Here is a 19,995-nt window from a genome sequence, read left to right as displayed (position 1 = left end):
ATGCCACATCCCATCGCTTACCTGAGTTTCAACGGCAACTGCAAAGAAGCCATGTATTTTTACGAACAAACCCTGGGCGGTAAAATCACCATCATGATGAGTGGTGCCGAATCGCCTATGGCGGCCATGATACCGCCAGAGTCTGCGCACCGTATCTTGCATGCACGGCTTGAATTGCCGGATGGTGGAATGCTGTACGCTGGCGACTGCCCGCAGCACATACCCTATGAAGGTATCAAGGGTGTGTCGTTCACTCTTAATTATGATACGACCGAAGAAGCCACCAGGGTCTTCAACGCACTGGCAGAAGGTGGCACGATCACCATGCCTGTGCAACCCGCATTCTGGGCAAAGTCCTGGGGCATGTTGATGGATAAGTTTGGCACTCCCTGGAATATCAACGGCGTTCTGCTGCCTATCTGATTTTCTTTCATTCTTGCCGGAGCCACTATGAAATACCTATGCCTGGTGTATCTCGACAATGAACACTGGAATGCCTGCCCCGATGAAAAATGTGCGATGTATGCACAGGGCCTGATGGACAGTGGCCACATGCTGGCCGCTGAACCTCTGCATCCGGTACATACAGCAACCACGGTCAGAGTCAGGAACGGGCAATTGTCCGTGACGGATGGCCCGTTTGCCGAGACCAAGGAAATGCTGGCCGGCTTTTATCTCATCGATGCCAGGGATCTGAATGAAGCCATACAACTGGCATCAAAAATCCCACCGGCCCAGCATGGCAGCATAGAAGTGCGTCCAGTGCGTGCGCTGGATTTGCCTGCGGCAATAACAAGTTAAGGTATAAAATGCATAAGCGAATTTTTGTTAATCTGCCTGTCAAAGACCTGTCGCGTTCCAGGGAATTCTGGAGCAGCCTCGGTTATAGCTTTGACTCCAAATTCTCCAGTGACAAAGCCGCCTGCGTCATCTTTGGTGAAAGCATCCTGGTCATGCTGCTGGAGGAAGATCTCTTTGCCAGCTTTGCCCACAAACCCGTTTGCGATGCGCATGAACGGGTAGAAGTTTTACATGCAGTCTCTTGTGACAGCCGCGAGCATGTCGATACCCTGATCGCAAAAGCCAGAGCTGCCGGTGCCACCGTGCCTGACGAAGCAGAAGACCATGGCTTCATGTATGCGCAGGGCTTTTATGATCTTGACGGCCATGGCTGGAATTGCTGCGCATGGGCAACTGAAACTGCATGCCAATAAAGCAGTTCAACTTACTGGGCCTGCCCCTACCCGTACAACACTACAGAAAATGAGAGCAAAACAAAATGCATAAGCAAATCTTTGTAAATCTGTCTGTCAAAGACCTGCCCCGTTCCAAGGAATTCTGGAGCAGCCTGGGTTATAGCTTTGAGCCCAAATTCACGAATGACCAGGGTGCCTGCATGATAATGGGAGAAAACCTGTTCGTCATGTTGCTGGTCGAAGAATTTTTTGCCGGCTTTACCAACAAACCCATCAGCGATGCGCGTGAACGCACCGAAGTGTTGAACTGCCTGTCTTGCGAGAGCCGCGAGCAGGTCGATAGCCTGGTCGCCAAGGCAAAGGCGGCTGGTGCCACCATACCTAAAGAGCCGGTGGACCATGGTTTCATGTACGGACATGGCTTCCATGATATCGACGGGCATGGCTGGGAATTGGTGCACATGGTAGCTGAAGGCGAGTGCAAATAAATCTGTACAAAATTAGAACTCATTTCATAAATAGGGATGAGTTCTAATTTGAACCATCAGGCCGCCTGTTTTACAGGCGGCTTTTTTATGGGTGCCTTAAGTTATTATCGGAATCCACATAAAAAAGATCCGCCAAGTCTGTAACTAGGCGGATCTTTTACTTCATTCCGGTTTCAGCTTACTTAAACTTCGTGGCCACTTCCGCTATGCGCTTGCCAAACAGTTTCGCTGTTTCCAGGTCACCTGGCAATGGACCTTCTTCTGGTGTGGAATCAGATGGGGATTGCGTCATCAAACCACTGAAGCTGGCCACATAATTGATGTCATTGCGTTGTGCAGCCTTGCTGTTGGATGGCATCAGGCCGGTACCGACCCAGATCATGGAATGTTGCTGTGACAGCGTAAACAGGTAATGCAGGGTCGACAGTTTGTCACCATTCATCGATGCAGAATTGGTAAAGCCTGCCGCGATCTTGTCTTTCCAGACCTGGCTGTACCATGGCTTGGAAGACGCATCTGCAAATTTCTTGAACTGCCAGGATACGGTACCCATGTAGGTAGGTGAGCCAAACACGATGGCATTTGCTGCCGCCAGGCTTTCCCATTGTGCGTCAGTGATATTACCTTCTGCATCAATCTTGATCAGTTCGACATCGGCACCGGCTGCGGCAGCACCTGCGTGTACAGCTTCGGCTGCCTTGGTGGTATGGCCATAACCTGAATGATAAACAATAGCAACTTTAGTCATGTTCTTACTCCGTATGTTGGTTAAAATTTTGGTTCGAATATTGGTTCGAATGTTGGTTCGAAAATAGTTAGTTCGGAAATCATCAACAGACACAGGCACTACTTTTGACGTAGCGCCTGTGTCCGATTCACTGCTTAAGCTTCACTGTGTCCGCCTGAGCTTCAATCAGTGAGGTAAATCAAATACCAGTACTTCTGCCTGCTTGCCCTGCTCCAGGATGAGTTTTTCTTCATTCTGGATTTTTACGGCGTCGCCTTCCTTCAGGCTCAAGCCGTTGACTGTCAACTCGCCGCGTGCCACATGCACATAAGTCAGGCGGTCTGCTGCCAGTGCTACTTCCTGCCTTTGCTCTGCATCGAACAAACCTATCTGCAAGCGTGCATTCTGACGAATCTTGATGGAACCATCAGCACCATCACCAGATACGACCAGACGCAGGCGTCCCTGTTTTTCTTCACGGCTGAATTCTTTTTCGCCGTACAGCGGTTCACCGCCCAGTTGATCTGGCTGTATCCAGATTTGCAGCAAACGCGTATGTTCGGTATTGGCCGGATTGAATTCCGAATGACGTACGCCAGTGCCTGCACTCATGTACTGTACATTGCCGGGACGTATCGTGCTGCCATTGCCCATGCTGTCTTTATGCGCAATCGCGCCTTCCAGCACATAGGTAATGATTTCCATGTTCTGGTGTGGATGGGTACCAAAACCCATCGCTGGAGCGATCCAGTCATCATTGATGACGCGCAGCGGGCCAAAACCCATATGCTGTGGGTCATAATATTCAGCAAATGAAAAACTGTGATGCGATTTGAGCCAACCGTGCTCGGCATGGCCGCGTTCTTGTGACGATCTAAGCGTAATCATATAAGTCCTTTCAAAATTCCTGAATATTGTTTTCAGGCGATGAACGTACTATATACAAGCAAAATCATTCAGATAAGGGTAGAATTTTCTATATCTCATTCAAATTTTTTGAATAACCGTGAATATCACTCTCGAAGCCCTGCAAATCCTTGATGCGATAGACCGCAAAGGCAGCTTTGCTGCTGCTGCGGCGGCGCTGGACAAGGTGCCATCAGCCATCACCTATAGTATACGCAAACTGGAAGAAGACCTTGACGTCCTGCTCTATGACAGGCGCGGTCACCGCGCGAAACTGACCATTGCAGGGGAAGAACTGTTATTCCAGGGAAGAAACCTGCTGATCGCTGCCCAGGAACTGGAAAACCGCGTAAAACGCGCCGCCAGTGGCTGGGAAGCAGAATTGCGCATCGTCATTGATGGCATCATACAGTTCGATGACATGATCCCCTTGATCAAGGAATTTGAACAACAAAGCTGCGGCACGCGCATCCGTATCAGCCAGGAGATTTTGTCGGGCGTCTGGGAAACCATGGTGTCGGGTCGCGCCGACCTGGCCATCGGTGCAGCTTATTACGGGCCGGATGCCATACGCATGCGGGGTGAATTTCAAACCCGCCTGCTGGGCAGTGTGGAATGGGTATTTGCGGTTGCCCCGCAACACCCGCTGGCGCAGGCCGAAGGATTGCTGACACCCGCCATCTTACAGGCACACAGGGCAATTGCTATTGGTGACACCGGGCTAACCCTGCCTTCCATGACGGCAGGTTTGTTAAGCGGGCAAGATACGCTGACCGTCCCCACCATGCAGGCCAAACTGGTGGCCCAGCTGGCGGGGCTGGGCTGCGGTCACTTGCCGCGCAGGTTGGCTTTACCCTATTTGCGCAGCGGTGCATTGGTAGAAAAAAAGACGGATGCGACCCGCCCGCCAGAAGATAATCGCCTGGTCTGGCGCAGTGCCAACAAAGGCAAGGCCCTGATGTGGTTTTTACAGAAGTTGCAAGACCCTGTCGTGCAACGCATGCTGATAGGTAATTGAAGAACATTCATGCAAGCAAAACAAGTTTATACAGGACGATTTGCACCTTCACCAACCGGCCCCTTGCATATGGGTTCCCTGGTTGCCGCCATGGCCAGCTACCTGGATGCCAGAGCGCATGATGGACAGTGGCTGCTGCGCATGGAAGACCTGGATTTTGACCGCAACGTCAAAGGTACCGATCAGCATATCATCACATCACTGCAACGTAGCGGCATGCAATGGGATGGTGAAATCACCTGGCAAAGTCAGCGTCAGCCGCTGTATGAAGCGGCCTTGCAGCAACTGGGCGATGCTTTATACCCGTGCTCATGTTCACGCAAAGAAATCGCGGATTCACGCCTGCGTCTGGGTGAAACTGCCAGCCAGATTTACCCCGGCACTTGCCGTAACGGTCTGGTTGCAGGAAAAACGGCACGCGCCTGGCGACTGCGCGTGCCGGATCAGGTGTTTGCATTTGAAGACAGACTGGCAGGAACGCAAAAGCAAAACCTGGCGACTGAAGTTGGGGATTTTGTGTTGAAACGGGCTGACGGCTTCTGGGCCTATCAATTGGCGGTGGTGGTGGATGATGCGGCGCAAGGCATCACCCATGTGGTGCGCGGTGCCGACCTGATCGATTCAACTGCCCGGCAAATTTACTTACAGCAGTTGTTGGGCTTGCCCACCCCTACTTATCTGCATGTGCCGGTAGTCACCAATGCAGAAGGTGAAAAACTGTCGAAACAAACTGGTGCACTGGCATTTGACCGCGGTGACAATGATGTCTTGCACGAAGCACTGTTACCGGCGGCGCAGTTTCTGGGTTTGAAAATGGCATCAGCCGTTGAGGATATTCCCACCTTCTGGCGTGCGGCAATACAGGCCTGGAAAGAGAAAATAGTGTTGAAATAGATTCTGGCTGCCCTTTGTGCCCTTGATAATAGCTATCAAAAACAGCCGGCAGCAATGACTGGAACTCATTTCATAAATTGAGTGAGTTCTAAAAGCAAGGGCCGCAATGCGGCCCTTGTTGTTACTTGAGTTATCAGCGCTTAATCCCTGTCATGTCCACGACCGTGTTCGTTGCCACGTCCGTGATCGTCACCACGTCTGTCACCACGGCGGTCATCGCCGCGCCTGTCGTCACCACGTCTTTCGTCACGCCTGTAATCGCCATGCCTGTCATCACGTCTGTCATCGTATCCACGGTAATAGCCGTCACGGTAACGCGGCACTACTTGCGTGTTGTACCAGTTTTCCTGCACGAAATAGACCTGGCGATCACAGGCATTGTAGCGATAGCAGTTCCTGTCCCATCTGCTTCTGTGGCCGGGCGGCACGACCAGGTATAGCGGTGGCTGCACAACGGAGACCCTTTGCACTATGCGGGGTTCACGATAATACACTTGTGGTTGAGGGAAATTACCGATATCAACATGACCGTAAAACCCGGGCTGTCCAAATTGCACGGACACGCCAACGTTTTGCGCCTGAGAATGGCTGCTCATCAATAATGCGGCACTTGCAGCAGCATAAAACAGCGCCTTTTTTATTGAAGTATTTTTCATGATGTATTCCATTTCGTCACACTGCACAAGTTTGCTAAATTCGCCAAATCCAAAGCAGCATCAAGGCAAACCAACTTGTTGATGCCCTACATGTCTATAACGTTTGAAGTCAACATCTGTTGACAGCACTACGCATTGCATTGAATGTAAGCAAGAGAGTGCACGGAATGAGTTTGCCGGTCTGTACGCCAACCCACAAATGAATTATCTTGTTTCAAGAGTATTTATTTCGCCGCAAAATCCGCAGCCCATTGCTGCCCTTTGGCATCCAGCACGGCACGACGGCCTGCGGGTAATTTAACGCCCAGTTGTGCCATCGTTGTACGATGCATGGGGCAAGCATATTGTGGGTCACGATTGGCAAATTTTCGCTTCATCACACATTCGAGCTGATTGGCACCACTGACATCTTCATAGGCGGTTTCTACACGTTCTGGCAAGGCCGTCACATAACGCAGCACCAGTTGTGCCGACATGCCGCGATACGCCGGGTCTTTCCTGCCTGCCTGATGCATATAGCTGACTGCATCCCTGAGTGCCGCATAGGCATCGTCATATTTTTTGATATCGGCAATACCAGTATTCGATCTGGTTTCACTGCCGCCATCCTTGCCGGTGACCGTCATCGACCACTGTGAATTATCGGTCAGTAAGTCTTCGAAACAGGCAAGGCGGTTATTCGCTTCGGCAGCCAGCATTTTCAATGCGTCGGCATTGCCACCAGATGCCTGTTTACGGCTCTTGTCCAACCAATCCTGAAAGTCGGCACGCAGGGGTTTGGCGGTCAACAGGCCGCAATCATCCAGATCAATTTGTTCGGCATGCGCCTGGTTGCACAGCGCCAGGAAAAGTGGAAGGAAGACTTTGCACAACGTGTACAGCGCGGGGATTTTTTTCATTTTAACTGGGCAGATGGATATATCCGGAAAATGATAAAGCCGGGGCTGACGGCTTTATCATTCTTTTACTTCTCGTCACAAATCAAACAGAAAAAAACATGACCATAATGACTTCAATGGTCTGAACAGATTCAATGCCCGCCATGACCTTGCGGCTTTCTGACCTGTACTTCCACTTCTGGTGTAGCAGGGGCAGCATGCTTCATCCCGGCATGTGCATCTGCCGGTTGACGCGGTGCATCTGCAACGGGGTCGGTATATTCATAGGCCACCGTGCCTTTGGGATGCTGGTACCAGCCCGGGTCTTTATAATCACCTGGCTTCTGGTCCTTGCGTACTTTGACGACACTGAACATGCCGCCCATTTCCAGCCCACCAAATGGCCCCTCGCCGGTCATCATGGGAATGGTGTTATCCGGTAGTGGCATTTCCATCGCCCCCATGTCCGCCATGCCCTTGTCACCCATGGTCATGTATGCCGGGATGAGTTTGTTGATCTTTTCAGCCACGTCTTTGTGATCGACACCTATCATCGACGGCACATTGTGTCCCATGGCGTTCATGGTGTGATGGCTCTTGTGGCAATGGAAGGACCAGTCGCCTTCTTCATCTGCAATAAATTCCAACTGGCGCATCTGGCCTACGGCAATATCCGTCGTCACTTCTGGCCAGCGTGCTGTCCTGGGTACCGGGCCGCCATCGGTGCCCGTCACCGTAAATTCATGGCCGTGAATATGGATGGGGTGATTGGTCATGGTCAGGTTACCTACGCGTATTCTGACCCTGTCATTCTTGCGCACATTCAGGGTATCAATACCGGGGAAGATGCGGCTATTCCATGACCATAAATTGAAATCGGTCATGGTCATGATATTCGGTTTGAAGGCGCCGGGTTCTATGTCATAGGCATTCAACAAAAAGATGAAGTCACGGTCTACCTCATCAATCTGTGGATGTTTATTTTTGGGATGGGTGACCCATGAACCCATCATACCCATGGCCATTTGCGTCATTTCATCGGCATGCGGGTGATACATGAAAGTGCCGGGGCGACGCGCCACAAATTCATACACAAAGGTCTTGCCTGGCTGTATTGATGGCTGGGTCAGACCGGATACGCCATCCATGCCGTTCGGCAGACGCTGGCCGTGCCAATGCATGCTGGTATGTTCTGGCAGGCGGTTGGTGACAAAAATGCGTACGCGATCGCCTTCCACCACTTCGATCGTAGGGCCGGGGCTTTGGCCGTTATACCCCCACAGATGGGCTTTCATGCCGGGTGCCATTTCACGTACCACGGGTTCGGCCACCAGATGAAATTCCTTGACGCCGTTATTCATGCGCCATGGCAGGGTCCAGCCATTCAATGTCACCACGGGATTATAGGGACGGCCATTTTTGGGTTGCAGTGGCGGCATGGTGTCCGGGCTGCTTTGACTGACGGCTTCTGGCAAGGCTGCCAGTGCCACCTTGCTGACGGCTGTCGCGGCCAATGCGCCACCGGCAATACCGGCGAATTTGAAAAAATCTCTTCTTGAATTCATTTTATTTCCTTCTCGCCAGGGCTTCAATGCGCAGCGTCTGCCGGGGCAGATGATGATATGGGGTTCATTGTGGCTGTTGATGAGCTGGGGCGGCCCAGCAGTTCTGCCTGCAAGGCGGCATCGGCCAGCCAGAATTGTTGTTCAGCATTGATGGCAGCCAGCACACTATTGATTTGTTCGCGCGTATCGGCCAGTAATTCAAACACACTGATGAACATGCCGTTGTAACGCAGCTGATTTTCTGCCGAGATACGCTTGCGCAGCGGCAGTATGTCGTCCCGGTATTGCCTGGCGATGTCGTACATGCTGCGATAGGCGGAATAACTGACGCGCAAATGCGAGCCTGCATTATTGACCGTGTCTTGCAGGCGATAACTGGCTGCCAGGGTATTCGCATTCATGGCAGTTCTTTGTGCATCACCCCAATCAAATATTGGCAGGCTGAGGCTGATTTCGACACCGCGTTTGATCTCGCTATGTCCGCTTGCATCAAAGATGGTATTGCGCCGTACACCCAGTTCTATGTCAGTAAAACTGCTGACCAGGCTCAGACCCTGGCGGGCTGCGGCGGCAGCCAGTTGCTGCTTTGCCAGTTGGATGTCGAGACGGTTTTTTGTGGCTTGTGGCCCTATCGTTTCTGCTGCCACGGGTGTGACTGGCAAATCTGGCAAACGCTCTGGCAGTTTGAGAGATTTTTCCTGCGCGTCATGCAAACCCAGCAGACGCACCAGTTCTTCACGTGTTGCCAGGCCGTTATGGCGGGCAAAGCTGAACTGGGCCACGGCATCTGCCTGAAACGCCTGCTGACGTGCTGCCTGCAAGGTATTGAAATTGCCCGCCTTGTGCATGCGCCCCGCCAGTTCGGCACTGGCATCGGCGGCATCGACCACCTGTTTGGCATAGTCCAGACTCTGTTGTGCTGCCACAGCCTTGACCCAGGCCACGCGCACCTGGCTGACACGGTCTATCACATCCAGGCTTAACTGGGTCTGCGCTTGCGCCAGACTGTGTTGCGCCATGGTCTGTCTTTGCGGCAGGCTGAGCAGATCAAGCAGGCCGACACTGAGCATGCGGCCAATTTCCAGCTCCCCCCCCTGGCGGCTGCGTTCAAAGTTAAACACAGGGTTGGCAATACGTGCGCTCTGTACTGCATTTGCTGCATTGGCCTGATGCTGGGCCAACAGGGCTTGCAGGGCCGGACTATTGAGCAATGCAATTTGCACGGCAGCGTCTTGTGACAGCGGATCACGCAAGAAAGCGTCCGCCTTGTTTTGCCGGTCTTTTTGCTGTTCCGGCTTGCTGGCCAGCGCCAACTGCCCCTGGGTATAAGCAGGATAGCGCTGGTTGATTTGCTGGGTACTTTGGTCGATATCAAAACTGGCGCAGCCACCAAGCAGCAGGATGGCCGGGATCAGCGCCGGAATAAGATAGCGATAATGAATATGAGACATGAAGTCCTCGTAGAAAACGTGTTTTACCCTTAGGGACGGGTTGAATGAGATGGCATAGATAGCACTGGTGGACGAAGGCATGCAAATACATACCTGTCAGCCAGGTTCAGATCAGATCAACCTGGGAGGACGTTCCAGCATGGCTGGCGATACGGAAGCAGGCAGGGATACCGGCAGCGATTGTGCATCGCTATGGAAGGGAATAAAAACCATGCCCTGCAATGCTGGCATCAAGGCAATGCCCATGCAGCAAGGTGCGGATGATTTGCAATTGCCGTGGGCTGAGGTGGTCTTGCCTACGCCATCATGGACAGATTTGGCATCTGTCTGTTTGGACATTGCAGGCTGGCAGTGTTCATTGTCCACCGCACTTGCCACTGCCTGGCTGACCGGCATATCCATGGCGCAGCCCATCCTGCTGGCGACAGCAAACCCTTGCAGGGGCAGCAAGACCAGCAACAGGCAAGCAATCAGATAACGCCAGGTGGATTTCATGCGCAGAAGTTATCACAAATCCTGCGGTTCAACAAACAACTGGCGCAATAACCATGCAGTTTACTCTCAAGCCAGGGCCAGATTCGCTGCCAGCAAGAGCATGACCACACCGATCAAGGTATCCATCACGCGCCAGGCTACAGGGCGGGCAAACAGCGGTGCCAGCAAGCGTGCACCAAAGCCCAGGGCAGCAAACCAGATCGTGGCATTCAGGACGGCACCCAGGGCAAACCAGTATTTACCGTCACCGGGCTGTTGCCCACCGATAGCACCCAGCAGCACCACGGTGTCGAGGTAGGTATGCGGATTGAGCAAGGTTGCCCCCAGTACCGCCAAAACTGCCTTGCCTGCGGTCAGATTCAGGTCACCAGCAGCTGTCACCAGACTTTGCTGCTGGAATGCTGCACGCAGGGAGCGCAAGCCATACCATAGCAGAAACGCTGCCCCGCCCCAGCGCGCCAGCGCCAGCAAGAAAGGCTGGCTATTGATCGCGCCGCCGACACCCGCCACGCCCGCCAGTATCAGCAGTATTTCACAGGCGATACAAATCACCACCGTCAGCCCCACATGCTGACGCCGCAGCCCCATGCGCAGTACGTGCGCATTCTGTGAACCAATCGCCATGATCAGCCCGGCACTCATGCCCATGCCCTTGAGTATAAAAGTCAACATTCTCTTGCTCCAGTTTGTTTCATGTTTGTTCCATACTGGAATTCTGGGCAAGAAAGGCATTAAAATGAAGTTAATTTAAAATATTTACGAATTCATTAAAATTTCTTAATTTCAATGAAAAACTTTATTTGAAATTCCTTGAATAAAATGACCGTATTGACATCGAATACGATAACTTTCTTTTCTCTTGTCTGTACCTCTGTGTCTCTGTGTTGAGAGGTCTTCACCCAAATCACGACAACACCATAAACAAAAACCAATGCAACCCCGATTAGACAGCCGCCAGTGCGAAGCCTTCCTCAGTGTAATTGATCACGGCAGCCTGGAGCAGGCGGCGCAAGCGCTGAACCTGACCAGTTCGGCCATTTCACAGCGCATCAAGGCACTGGAAATGGAATTGGGAAATACCCTGCTGATACGCAGCCGCCCCTGTCGTGCCACCCACGCCGGGCAAAAGTTGGTGCAGCACTTGCGCCGCGTGGCCGAGCTTGAACAGGATTTGCAGACTGAATTTGCTGGCCAGCAAAGCGCCGCCATCCGCATTGCGATTGCCGTCAATGCCGATAGCCTGGACAGCTGGTTTCTGCCCGCCATGTCAGAATTTCTGATCACAGAGAACATCCTGCTCGAAGTATTGATCGATGATCAGGACCATACCCATGATCTGCTGGAAAGTGGCATGGTGCTTGGTTGTATTTCAGCCGAGGCGCAGGCTATGCGCGGCTGCCAGGCGACACCGCTGGGTATCATGCGTTACCTGCCGGTTGCCAGCCAGGCCTATTGTGAACGCTGGTTTCCACAAGGGATGACGCGTGAAGCCGTGCGCCATGCACCGGTGCTGACATTCAATCGCAAGGACAAATTGCAGTCGCAAATATTGCTGGAACATTTCGGCTTGCAGGAAAATGCCTGCCCCACGCATTTTGTACCGGCCACCACGCCCTATAACCGCAGCATCGTCTTGGGATTGGGCTGGGGTGTCATCCCCGATATCATGCTGCGTGCCATGCCGGGAAAGGAAAGCCTGGTCAGGCTGATGCCCGCGTACCCGGTAGATGTCAATCTGTACTGGCATAGCTGGAAGGTGCAGACGCCCAGGCTGACGCGCATGTCTGAACTGTTGATACGGCGGGCAAGAACGGTGCTGTTACAGCCTGCTTAGGGTGGCAGGTTTACTCTCTGGAACGACGTGCTGGTCATCTTTGGGCTGGACCTGGTTGCGGCCATGCGTTTTGGAAAAATACAGCCACTGATCGGCACGGTGAACCAGGGTTTCAACGGTGTCGCCGGCGCGCAATTCTGCGACACCAAAGCTGGCAGTGATGCGCAGGCCATAGCCATCGGACAAGGCAATCGTCAATAACTCTACCTGTTCACGAATGCGGGTAGCAACTTCGATGGCGGCTTGCAAGCCGGTTTCTGGCAGTATGATCATGAATTCTTCACCGCCATAACGGACTACCCAGTCCACCTCGGCACGTAATTCTGCCTTAAGACTTTGCGCAAAGGTCACCAGCACCTTGTCGCCGACGGCATGGCCATACTGGTCATTCACATTCTTGAAAAAATCGATGTCGCAAAATACCACGCACACATCACGGCCATACCGCACGGCCCTTTGTATTTCTGCCGGCATGCGTTCATTGAACAGCAGGCGGTTATAGCAATCTGTCAGGCCATCGGTAATCGACAATTGCTTGAGCGTTTGCATGGCGGTTTCCAGTTGCCTGGTGCGCTCTAACACCAGCGCATCCTGGTTGGCTATATGCTTTTCTATACGGGCCTGCATGGTGCGAAAGCCATCTACCACCAGGTCAATTTCATTATAGATATGGCCGGGTTCAAGCTGCAATTCCAGCCTGGTAGAAATTTTATTCGCCTGTAGGTTTTTGACAAAATCAGCCAGTTGCCGCATGGGGCGTTCCAGGTCGCGCCGCAAAATCGCCACTACCGCCACGAAAATAAATATCGACAAGACCAGCACGCCCAGCACGACAATGATCAGGCTGCGCCACAACTCATTTTTCAGCATGGTTCTGTCGACGACAAACTCGGCGGTACCTACCGGTTTTTGCGCATCCGTCGGTGCCGGAATTTCAAAAATAATGTGCTGACCACCAGCCATGCGATTGGCATCGCCACCAACAAATTCCTGGCCGGTGCTGGCACGTATTACTACATATGCGATCGTGGTATTTTTCAATATCAGTTTGATCTGTTTTTGTATGGTATGCGGTTCAATATCCCATATCGCCACTGACAGCAACGGCAAGTGGGCATGCGCCACATCGTTCACCGACATGTTGAAATTGTCTTCTATCGCCCTATAGTTCATCCATGCCTGCAAGCCGCTGATGGCGATCACGCACAGGATCACCCATGCGAAGACGCGGCGTATCAGCAAACTGGCGATGGATTGTAAGGGTGCGGTATTCATAGGTACATCTGTAGCGATCACATTTTTGCCAACAACTGGCGAAAACTGAAGTTATATTTTTTTACAGCCGGATTGAAAACCTTGCTGAATTTTCTGAAATCAACACGGGAAAAATTCATGTCGCCGAACCTGCTCTGGAAAAGGCGGGCCTCTTCTGGCGTAAATAAGATAAACATGGAACGTTCCAGCTCCAGACCTTCGTTAATAAAATCCTTGCCATGGTGGTAGTCATACAGCATCACCAGGCTAAATGCCCCAGCGATGAAGTGGCCGCCAGACAAGGCTGTCAGCGATCCAGATTCCAGCGCAGTAAATGCCTCGGATGAGGTATTGATGGTGCTAAAACTGGCATCACGCCCTGGATTGCCACCACGCACACGCCAGCTTTCGATTGCACCGAATGCCATCAGGTCATTGGCGGTCCAGATCAGCCGCGTCTGCGGATAGCGCTGGTATAGCCACATGCTTTGTTCCTGTGCCTTGGCACGACTCCATTCGCCGTAGACTATCTGATCCAGTACAACGTCCCTGGTTTCGGCTACGGCACGGCGCATGCCTTCGGTGCGTTTAAAGGAAGTGGTGGTAGAACGGTCCCCGGCAATCGCCAGCAAATGCAGCTTGCCGTCAGTCGCCGTCCATTTTTCAGCACGACCACGTTCTATCAGCTTGCGGGCGGTAATATAACCTGCGTCTTCTGCCCTGGGTTCGAGACTGCCCAGCCAGTTCTTGTAGATCTGGCGCGGACGACCGACTATGGCGCGTTCACTTTGTTCAGTAATGCCGCTGTAGGCAAAGAAAGTCTTGATATTTGCCGCATCCAGCGTGCGCAATACTTCTGGCCCAACCGCATAATCATTTGGCAGCACCACATAATCAGGGCGCGCTGCTGCCGGACGGGCAGCAATCTGTCTGGCAAATTCCAGGGGTTTCAGGTGATCGCGCTCGGCATACAAGACTTCCAGCCTGATACCAAGGCTGCTGGCAGCTGCGGCCATACTGTTGGCCGCAGTCACCCAATAGATTTCATCTGATTTTCCGGGGTTCAGAAAAGTGACCGACATGGCCAATGCCGAAGCAGGCAAACCCACGCCGATAACACAGCAGAACGCTGCACACAACCTTACCCACCACATTTGAAGCCTCCGCGCGCCCGGTCTGCCAGGCTTATTCAGCCAAACGGCTCGTTTGCCGCACAGGCATCAAGCATTTGCACCGGTGTTAGTTATTCAGGCGATTTGCCCGCCACATGCACTGGCAGCTCAAACACTTCGCTTAATTTATAGGCAGTATTTTCGATGATTTAGCGCAACAAAAACGATCAAGTCACAAAAACTCACATTTACCATACGGCAACATTTTTATTGATGACGCGGAAATCATTGCTTTAAGTATATTAAAAATCATGGTTTTGACATCATAAACGCATGATTTTTAAGGAAATTTTAATTTAGTCCATTTTTCTGTCTTGAAAAGCATAGAGCTCGCCCATATACTTAGCACTCGTTGGGAGAGAGTGCTAACAAGTCTTTCCCCAGCTTAATTGAATTCCAATAGTAATTACTCGCAAATTTAAAGGAGCTTGTATGAACCTTCGTCCCCTGCACGATCGCCTGATCGTGAAACGCCTGGATCAAGAAACAAAGACTGCATCCGGTATCGTTCTGCCTGATGCTGCTGCTGAAAAGCCAGATCAAGGTGAAGTACTGGCTGTTGGTCCTGGCAAATTGCTGGACAACGGTACTGTGCGCGCCCTGGACGTTAAAGTTGGCGACCGCGTTTTGTTCGGCAAATATTCTGGTCAGGCTGTCAAGGTTGACGGCAACGAAGTTCTGGTGATGCGTGAAGAAGATATCTTCGCGGTCGTACAGAAGTAATCGGCATCCACGATATCAATTAAAGAATTCGGAGAATTAATATGGCAGCTAAACAAGTAATTTTTGGCGATGACGCACGTGCGAAGATCGTTAATGGCGTCAACATCCTGGCGAACGCAGTTAAAGTCACCCTGGGCCCTAAAGGCCGTAACGTTGTTCTGGAACGCTCTTTCGGCGCACCTACAGTCACTAAAGACGGCGTCTCGGTTGCTAAAGAAATCGAACTGAAAGACAAGCTGGAAAACATGGGTGCACAACTGGTGAAAGAAGTGGCTTCCCGCACTTCTGACAATGCTGGTGACGGTACAACCACAGCGACCGTTCTGGCACAAGCCATCGTTCGCGAAGGTTTCAAATATGTAGCAGCTGGCTTCAACCCAACTGACTTGAAACGCGGTATCGACAAAGCGGTGACAGCCATCGTTGCTGAAATCAAAACTTTGTCCAAGCCAACAACAACCAACAAAGAAATCGCTCAAGTTGGTTCCATCTCTGCCAACTCCGATGCAAACATCGGCGACATCATTGCAAAAGCAATGGACAAAGTCGGCAAAGAAGGCGTGATCACTGTTGAAGACGGCAAATCCCTGGACAACGAACTCGACATCGTTGAAGGTATGCAGTTTGACCGTGGCTACCTGTCACCATACTTCATCAACAATCCAGAAAAACAATCCGTTATCCTGGAAAACCCGTTCATCCTGTTGTTCGACAAAAAAATCTCGAACATCCGTGACCTGCTGCCAGTACTGGAACAAGTTGCAAAATCCGGCCGTCCACTGCTGATCATCGCTGAAGATGTTGATGGCGAAGCGCTGGCAACTCTGGTTGTGAACAACATCCGTGGCATCCTGAAAACTGCAGCTGTCAAGGCTCCAGGCTTCGGTGACCGTCGCAAAGCCATGCTGGAAGACATCGCTATCCTGACCGGTGGTCAAGTGATTGCTGAAGAAGTTGGCCTGACACTGGAAAAAGCTACTCTGGCTGATCTGGGCCAAGCTAAACGCATCGAAATCGGTAAAGAAAACACCACCGTGATCGATGGCGCTGGCCAGGCTGTAGGTATCGAAGCACGCGTTAAACAAATCCGCGCGCAAATCGAAGAAGCAACTTCTGACTACGACCGTGAAAAACTGCAAGAACGCGTTGCCAAACTGGCAGGCGGCGTTGCTGTGATCAAAGTTGGTGCTGCAACTGAAGTTGAAATGAAAGAGAAAAAAGCACGCGTTGAAGATGCTCTGCACGCAACTCGCGCTGCCGTAGAAGAAGGCGTTGTTCCTGGCGGTGGCGTTGCCCTGCTGCGCGCACGTCAAGCTGCTGGCGACATCAAAGGCGACAATCCAGATCAAGAAGCAGGTATCAAACTGGTTCTGAAAGCAATCGAAGCACCTCTGCGTGAAATCGTTGCTAACGCCGGTGGCGAACCTAGCGTTGTTGTGAACGCCATCATCAATGGCAAAGGCAACTACGGCTTCAATGCTGCCAATGACACATACGGCGACATGATAGAAATGGGTATTCTGGACCCAGCTAAAGTAACTCGCTCTGCATTGCAAAATGCAGCATCTGTTGCTGGCCTGATCCTGACTACTGACGCTCTGGTTGCTGAATTGTCTGAAGACAAAGCAGGCGGCATGGGTGGTGGTGATATGGGTGGCATGGGCGGTATGGGTGGTATGGGCGGCATGATGTAATAGCTGCACTTCGCTACTCACACAGAGTCGCATTGCTCAAAGCCCCGCAACGCAAGTTGCGGGGCTTTTTGTTGTCTGTGCATCCCCCTGCATACTCGCTATCCTCATTTCAACATGCAATTTTCGCTATAAATCATATAGAACAACACCAGAAAACCAATTTTTCCATCGCCTGCTTGACAGAAAACATCTGTGGCTTGGATACTGCCGCACTTGAAAGAAAATTTTCATATTGAAGGGCTGGCGTTTCAAATTTGCAATGATCTTGCAGAAAAATAGCGCTTGCCCATGGCCGATATTCCGGCACATCAATTCCGACAAACCGTTTTGGAGACAATATGGCGCTGCAACAATTAAGCGACGAGCAGATCCGGACCTGGACTCGCGCCCAAAAGGACGAGTGGTGGTTCACCAATATTTACCGTGGCGATATGGCACAACTGACCATACGCTCGGCATTCACCGGTTTTCTGCTGGGCGGCATCCTGTCTGCCACCGCTTTATACATCGGTGCCAAAACCGGTATTACCATAGGCGTGGGCCTGACATCCGTCATCCTGGCCTTTGCGATTTTCAAGATACTTGCCAATCTGGGTATCGCCAAGGATTTCACCATCCTTGAAAACAACTGCACCCAATCCATCGCGACAGCCGCCGGTTACATGACCATGCCGCTCAACACCGTGCTGTCAGCCTATATGCTGATCAGCGGCACCGTGGTCACCTGGTGGCACCTGGTGGTGTGGATGAGCGTCTGCTCCATATTGGGGGTGCTGGTTGCCTTTCCCATGAAGCGCCGCTTCATCAATGAAGACCAGTTGCCCTTCCCCGAAGGTCGCGCATGCGGCGTGGTGCTGGATGCGGTGTACACTGGCGAAGCCGCCAGCGGCATGTACAAGGCACGCCTGATGGCGTTTACCGCCATGTGGACTGCGATTTACCAGATGATCACCAGCGATGGCTGGATGAAGCTGATACAGTTCAAAATCCTGCGCATGGATAAATGGACCAGCATGACAGAAGCCTGGCATTTCCAGGAACGCGTCGATCATTACTATTACACCGCTGCCGTCAAATACGATTTACTGATCCCCAAGATCCTCGGCACCGATTTCCGTGCACTGGGCCTGCGTTTCACCCTCGATGCGGCCATGCTGGGCGTCGGCGGTCTGATGGGCATACGTGTTGCCAGCAGCGTCTTGCTGGGTGCCATCATCAACTTCGTCTTTCTGGCACCGTGGATGATACAGCGCGGTGACATTATCGAACGCATCGCTCCTAGCGGCAAGATCGTACCTATCTCGCGCACCGAGATCGTCAATCAGTGGGGTCTGTGGTGGGCGGTATCCATGATGGTGGTGGCGTCCTTCATCAGCCTGGCTGCCAAGCCCGAACTGTTCACCAGTATCTTCAAGAAGGCAGACAAGAATAAGGTTGCAGACAAGGGCAGCAATATTCTGGATCATATTGAAGTGCCGCTGATCATTTCCTACATCGGCATCCCTATCTTCAGCATACTGGCCGCCTGGACCACGCATGCCTTCTTTGGTGTGCCATGGATCATGTCCATCATCACCCTGCCGCTGGTATTTATCCTGACCATCATCTGCGCCAATGCAATGGCACTGACCTCTTGGACACCTACCAGCACCCTGTCAAAAATCACGCAGTTCAGCATGGGGGCGATTGATAGTGCCAATCCGGCCAACAACCTCATCCCTGCCGGCATGACTGCCGAAGTGGCGTCGAATGCATCCAACCTGCTGTCCGACATCAAGCCTGGCTATATGCTGGGTGCCAAGCCAAGACAGCAGGCGATAGGCCATATCATCGGCATCTTCTCCGGTGCACTGGCGTGCGTACCGTTGTACTTCCTGCTGTTCTTGCCGCCTGATGCCAATGGTGTACGTTCCACCGCCACCATCGTGTCCGACAAGTTTGCCTTTCCCGGCGCGATGCAATGGAAAGGCGTGGCAGAACTGATCGCCAAAGGCTTCAGCAGCCTGCCATCCTCCGCCATTACCGCCATTATCGTGGCAGCAGTCGCCGCCAGCCTGATCGAAGGTGCACGCATCTTCACCAAGGGCCGCTTCCCGTTGTCCGCCGTCTCCATCGGCCTGGGCGTCATCCTGCCGCCAGAATCGTGCCTGGCGATGTGGATAGGTGCAGCGATATTCTGGTGGATGGGCAAGCGCAACAGCACACCTGGCAGCAAAGGCTATGATTTCTGGGTAGAAGGTTGCGAACCTATTTGCGCCGGTTTGATCTCTGGTGCGGCATTGATAGGTATAGGTAACGCGATTATCAATGTACTGATCTGATCAGAAGCTGACTTTCCAAGCCCCGCTTTTGCGGGGCTTTTTTTTACACGAAAATATCCGCCAACAAGCTGTCGGGCAAAAAAAAATTATCAAATGTCAGGAACAAACGCAGATATCCCAGGTCAAGTTAAAGTGACGCCATTCATTCAGGTAGCAGCAGGCAAGACAATTCCCCCGTATCAAGCGACAAACGTTCGAGATTTCATTTCAGATTTCAAATCAGTTTTCTCAAATATAGGAACCAAAGACTATGCCCATTTCTGCATTTCTTGCCACTGCCCTGGTTGCCAGTCCGGCCGCCAACGTCGATGCGGCAACCCTGGCCGCCATCGAAGCGACTTGCTATGACTATATTGATGGCCAACTGGAAGCAGACCCCAAACGCGTAGCCCGGTCACTGCATCCAGACCTGGCCAAGCGTTCAGTGATTGGCGACACGCCGGATGAACGCCTGGGCTTGCGGCGCATGTCGAAAGAAGAACTGGTCGGCCTGACCAAAGCAGGTGCCCTTAAAACACCCCGTGCAGAATGGAGCCGCACCTGCACCGTCCTCGACGTAACCGACACAGCAGCATCAGTACGTCTGGAAACACCGTGGTTTGTCGATTATTTCCACATGGGCAAATATGAAAACCGCTGGATTATTGTGAATGCGCTTTGGTATAGCAAACCGAAGAAAAGCAGTTAAACGATCTTGGAATAAGATCCTGGCTAGCACGTTTC

General features: G+C 52.1%; 21 protein-coding genes. 11 read left to right on the top strand and 10 right to left on the bottom strand.

Annotation, left to right across the window (positions count from 1 at the left end; all coding sequences use genetic code 11):
* The 4 genes from ACO0LK_RS23650 (at position 1) to ACO0LK_RS23635 (ending at position 1,684) form a co-directional block, all read left to right on the top strand.
* Complete coding sequence (locus tag ACO0LK_RS23650) at positions 1-423, top strand: VOC family protein (RefSeq protein WP_422979452.1); 423 nt, start codon at positions 1-3, stop codon at positions 421-423.
* A 27-nt stretch (positions 424-450) separates the two neighbouring features.
* Positions 451-801, top strand: a complete 351-nt coding sequence (locus ACO0LK_RS23645) for a YciI family protein (protein ID WP_422979450.1) — start codon at positions 451-453, stop codon at positions 799-801.
* An 8-nt stretch (positions 802-809) separates the two neighbouring features.
* Positions 810-1,214, top strand: coding sequence for a VOC family protein (locus ACO0LK_RS23640; protein ID WP_422979448.1), 405 nt, complete (start codon positions 810-812; stop codon positions 1,212-1,214).
* A 65-nt stretch (positions 1,215-1,279) separates the two neighbouring features.
* Entirely contained in the window at positions 1,280-1,684 is a 405-nt protein-coding gene (locus tag ACO0LK_RS23635) for a VOC family protein (RefSeq protein ID WP_422979446.1), read from the top strand.
* Between the two features lie 178 nt (positions 1,685-1,862).
* Here ACO0LK_RS23635 and ACO0LK_RS23630 read toward each other — a convergent pair whose 3' ends face one another.
* Together ACO0LK_RS23630 and ACO0LK_RS23625 are read right to left on the bottom strand one after the other, a co-directional pair.
* Positions 1,863-2,432, bottom strand: a complete 570-nt coding sequence (locus ACO0LK_RS23630) for an NAD(P)H-dependent oxidoreductase (protein ID WP_422979444.1) — start codon at positions 2,430-2,432, stop codon at positions 1,863-1,865.
* A 165-nt stretch (positions 2,433-2,597) separates the two neighbouring features.
* On the bottom strand, positions 2,598-3,299 hold the full coding sequence (locus ACO0LK_RS23625; RefSeq protein WP_422979442.1) for a pirin family protein: 702 nt from the start codon (positions 3,297-3,299) through the stop codon (positions 2,598-2,600).
* 118 nt (positions 3,300-3,417) lie between these two features.
* Here ACO0LK_RS23625 and ACO0LK_RS23620 point away from each other — a divergent pair, with 118 nt between their 5' ends.
* Complete coding sequence (locus ACO0LK_RS23620; protein WP_422979440.1) at positions 3,418-4,335, top strand: LysR family transcriptional regulator; 918 nt, start codon at positions 3,418-3,420, stop codon at positions 4,333-4,335.
* A gap of 9 nt (positions 4,336-4,344) precedes the next feature.
* Positions 4,345-5,229: a tRNA glutamyl-Q(34) synthetase GluQRS gene (gene gluQRS / locus ACO0LK_RS23615; protein ID WP_422979438.1), complete on the top strand. Its 885-nt coding sequence runs from the start codon at positions 4,345-4,347 to the stop codon at positions 5,227-5,229.
* Positions 5,230-5,369: 140 nt separating this feature from the next.
* On the opposite strand, the gene ACO0LK_RS23610 is transcribed toward gluQRS, so the two are convergent.
* The 6 genes from ACO0LK_RS23610 to ACO0LK_RS23585 all read right to left on the bottom strand — a co-directional run bounded on the left by ACO0LK_RS23610 (position 5,370) and on the right by ACO0LK_RS23585 (position 10,946).
* Positions 5,370-5,885 carry a hypothetical protein gene (locus ACO0LK_RS23610; RefSeq protein WP_422979436.1) on the bottom strand — a complete coding sequence of 172 codons (516 nt, stop codon included), beginning with the start codon at positions 5,883-5,885 and terminating at the stop codon, positions 5,370-5,372.
* Between the two features lie 224 nt (positions 5,886-6,109).
* The gene (locus tag ACO0LK_RS23605) at positions 6,110-6,784 is read right to left on the bottom strand and encodes a hypothetical protein (protein ID WP_422979434.1); all 675 of its coding nucleotides are present in this window, start codon (positions 6,782-6,784) and stop codon (positions 6,110-6,112) included.
* A 131-nt stretch (positions 6,785-6,915) separates the two neighbouring features.
* Positions 6,916-8,328, bottom strand: a complete 1,413-nt coding sequence (locus ACO0LK_RS23600) for a multicopper oxidase family protein (RefSeq protein WP_422979432.1) — start codon at positions 8,326-8,328, stop codon at positions 6,916-6,918.
* 23 nt (positions 8,329-8,351) lie between these two features.
* Positions 8,352-9,779 carry a TolC family protein gene (locus tag ACO0LK_RS23595; RefSeq protein ID WP_422979430.1) on the bottom strand — a complete coding sequence of 476 codons (1,428 nt, stop codon included), beginning with the start codon at positions 9,777-9,779 and terminating at the stop codon, positions 8,352-8,354.
* A gap of 111 nt (positions 9,780-9,890) precedes the next feature.
* Positions 9,891-10,274: a hypothetical protein gene (locus ACO0LK_RS23590; protein ID WP_422979428.1), complete on the bottom strand. Its 384-nt coding sequence runs from the start codon at positions 10,272-10,274 to the stop codon at positions 9,891-9,893.
* A 66-nt stretch (positions 10,275-10,340) separates the two neighbouring features.
* Positions 10,341-10,946, bottom strand: a complete 606-nt coding sequence (locus ACO0LK_RS23585; protein WP_422979426.1) for a LysE/ArgO family amino acid transporter — start codon at positions 10,944-10,946, stop codon at positions 10,341-10,343.
* 259 nt (positions 10,947-11,205) lie between these two features.
* On the opposite strand from ACO0LK_RS23585, the gene argP reads away from it, so the two are divergent.
* Positions 11,206-12,108, top strand: a complete 903-nt coding sequence (gene argP, locus ACO0LK_RS23580; protein WP_422979424.1) for an HTH-type transcriptional regulator ArgP — start codon at positions 11,206-11,208, stop codon at positions 12,106-12,108.
* On the opposite strand, the gene ACO0LK_RS23575 is transcribed toward argP, so the two are convergent.
* Both ACO0LK_RS23575 and ACO0LK_RS23570 read right to left on the bottom strand, forming a co-directional pair.
* Positions 12,094-13,383, bottom strand: coding sequence for a diguanylate cyclase (locus ACO0LK_RS23575; RefSeq protein WP_422979422.1), 1,290 nt, complete (start codon positions 13,381-13,383; stop codon positions 12,094-12,096). The genes argP and ACO0LK_RS23575 overlap by 15 nt on opposite strands.
* A 17-nt stretch (positions 13,384-13,400) precedes the next feature.
* A complete protein-coding gene (locus tag ACO0LK_RS23570) occupies positions 13,401-14,516 on the bottom strand; it encodes an ABC transporter substrate-binding protein (RefSeq protein WP_422979420.1) in 1,116 nt (371 codons plus the stop codon).
* A 450-nt stretch (positions 14,517-14,966) separates the two neighbouring features.
* Here ACO0LK_RS23570 and groES point away from each other — a divergent pair, with 450 nt between their 5' ends.
* From groES to ACO0LK_RS23550, 4 genes are all read left to right on the top strand, one after another.
* On the top strand, positions 14,967-15,257 hold the full coding sequence (groES, locus tag ACO0LK_RS23565) for a co-chaperone GroES (protein ID WP_110257032.1): 291 nt from the start codon (positions 14,967-14,969) through the stop codon (positions 15,255-15,257).
* Positions 15,258-15,298: 41 nt separating this feature from the next.
* Positions 15,299-16,951, top strand: a complete 1,653-nt coding sequence (groL, locus tag ACO0LK_RS23560) for a chaperonin GroEL (RefSeq protein WP_186947447.1) — start codon at positions 15,299-15,301, stop codon at positions 16,949-16,951.
* 338 nt (positions 16,952-17,289) lie between these two features.
* Positions 17,290-19,272, top strand: a complete 1,983-nt coding sequence (locus tag ACO0LK_RS23555) for an OPT family oligopeptide transporter (RefSeq protein ID WP_186947446.1) — start codon at positions 17,290-17,292, stop codon at positions 19,270-19,272.
* Between the two features lie 250 nt (positions 19,273-19,522).
* Positions 19,523-19,960 (top strand): nuclear transport factor 2 family protein, encoded by a 438-nt coding sequence (locus tag ACO0LK_RS23550; protein WP_422979417.1) that lies wholly within the window; start codon positions 19,523-19,525, stop codon positions 19,958-19,960.
* Positions 19,961-19,995: the final 35 nt, after the last annotated feature.

Source organism: Undibacterium sp. Ji49W, from assembly GCF_049340205.1.
GTDB lineage: Bacteria > Pseudomonadota > Gammaproteobacteria > Burkholderiales > Burkholderiaceae_D > Undibacterium.
The sequence above is the reverse complement of the archived record's forward strand: the minus strand, read 5'-3'. Positions and strand labels throughout refer to the sequence as shown.

Coding starts and splice junctions, on each gene's coding strand:
- ACO0LK_RS23650 (WP_422979452.1), top strand. CDS start 1: ATGCCACATCCCATCGCTTACCTGAGTTTCAACGGCAACTGCAAAGAA.
- ACO0LK_RS23645 (WP_422979450.1), top strand. CDS start 451: ATGAAATACCTATGCCTGGTGTATCTCGACAATGAACACTGGAATGCC.
- ACO0LK_RS23640 (WP_422979448.1), top strand. CDS start 810: ATGCATAAGCGAATTTTTGTTAATCTGCCTGTCAAAGACCTGTCGCGT.
- ACO0LK_RS23635 (WP_422979446.1), top strand. CDS start 1,280: ATGCATAAGCAAATCTTTGTAAATCTGTCTGTCAAAGACCTGCCCCGT.
- ACO0LK_RS23630 (WP_422979444.1), bottom strand. CDS start 2,432: ATGACTAAAGTTGCTATTGTTTATCATTCAGGTTATGGCCATACCACC.
- ACO0LK_RS23625 (WP_422979442.1), bottom strand. CDS start 3,299: ATGATTACGCTTAGATCGTCACAAGAACGCGGCCATGCCGAGCACGGT.
- gluQRS (WP_422979438.1), top strand. CDS start 4,345: ATGCAAGCAAAACAAGTTTATACAGGACGATTTGCACCTTCACCAACC.
- ACO0LK_RS23610 (WP_422979436.1), bottom strand. CDS start 5,885: ATGAAAAATACTTCAATAAAAAAGGCGCTGTTTTATGCTGCTGCAAGT.
- ACO0LK_RS23605 (WP_422979434.1), bottom strand. CDS start 6,784: ATGAAAAAAATCCCCGCGCTGTACACGTTGTGCAAAGTCTTCCTTCCA.
- ACO0LK_RS23600 (WP_422979432.1), bottom strand. CDS start 8,328: ATGAATTCAAGAAGAGATTTTTTCAAATTCGCCGGTATTGCCGGTGGC.
- ACO0LK_RS23595 (WP_422979430.1), bottom strand. CDS start 9,779: ATGTCTCATATTCATTATCGCTATCTTATTCCGGCGCTGATCCCGGCC.
- ACO0LK_RS23590 (WP_422979428.1), bottom strand. CDS start 10,274: ATGAAATCCACCTGGCGTTATCTGATTGCTTGCCTGTTGCTGGTCTTG.
- ACO0LK_RS23585 (WP_422979426.1), bottom strand. CDS start 10,946: ATGTTGACTTTTATACTCAAGGGCATGGGCATGAGTGCCGGGCTGATC.
- argP (WP_422979424.1), top strand. CDS start 11,206: ATGCAACCCCGATTAGACAGCCGCCAGTGCGAAGCCTTCCTCAGTGTA.
- ACO0LK_RS23575 (WP_422979422.1), bottom strand. CDS start 13,383: ATGAATACCGCACCCTTACAATCCATCGCCAGTTTGCTGATACGCCGC.
- ACO0LK_RS23570 (WP_422979420.1), bottom strand. CDS start 14,516: ATGTGGTGGGTAAGGTTGTGTGCAGCGTTCTGCTGTGTTATCGGCGTG.
- groES (WP_110257032.1), top strand. CDS start 14,967: ATGAACCTTCGTCCCCTGCACGATCGCCTGATCGTGAAACGCCTGGAT.
- groL (WP_186947447.1), top strand. CDS start 15,299: ATGGCAGCTAAACAAGTAATTTTTGGCGATGACGCACGTGCGAAGATC.
- ACO0LK_RS23555 (WP_186947446.1), top strand. CDS start 17,290: ATGGCGCTGCAACAATTAAGCGACGAGCAGATCCGGACCTGGACTCGC.
- ACO0LK_RS23550 (WP_422979417.1), top strand. CDS start 19,523: ATGCCCATTTCTGCATTTCTTGCCACTGCCCTGGTTGCCAGTCCGGCC.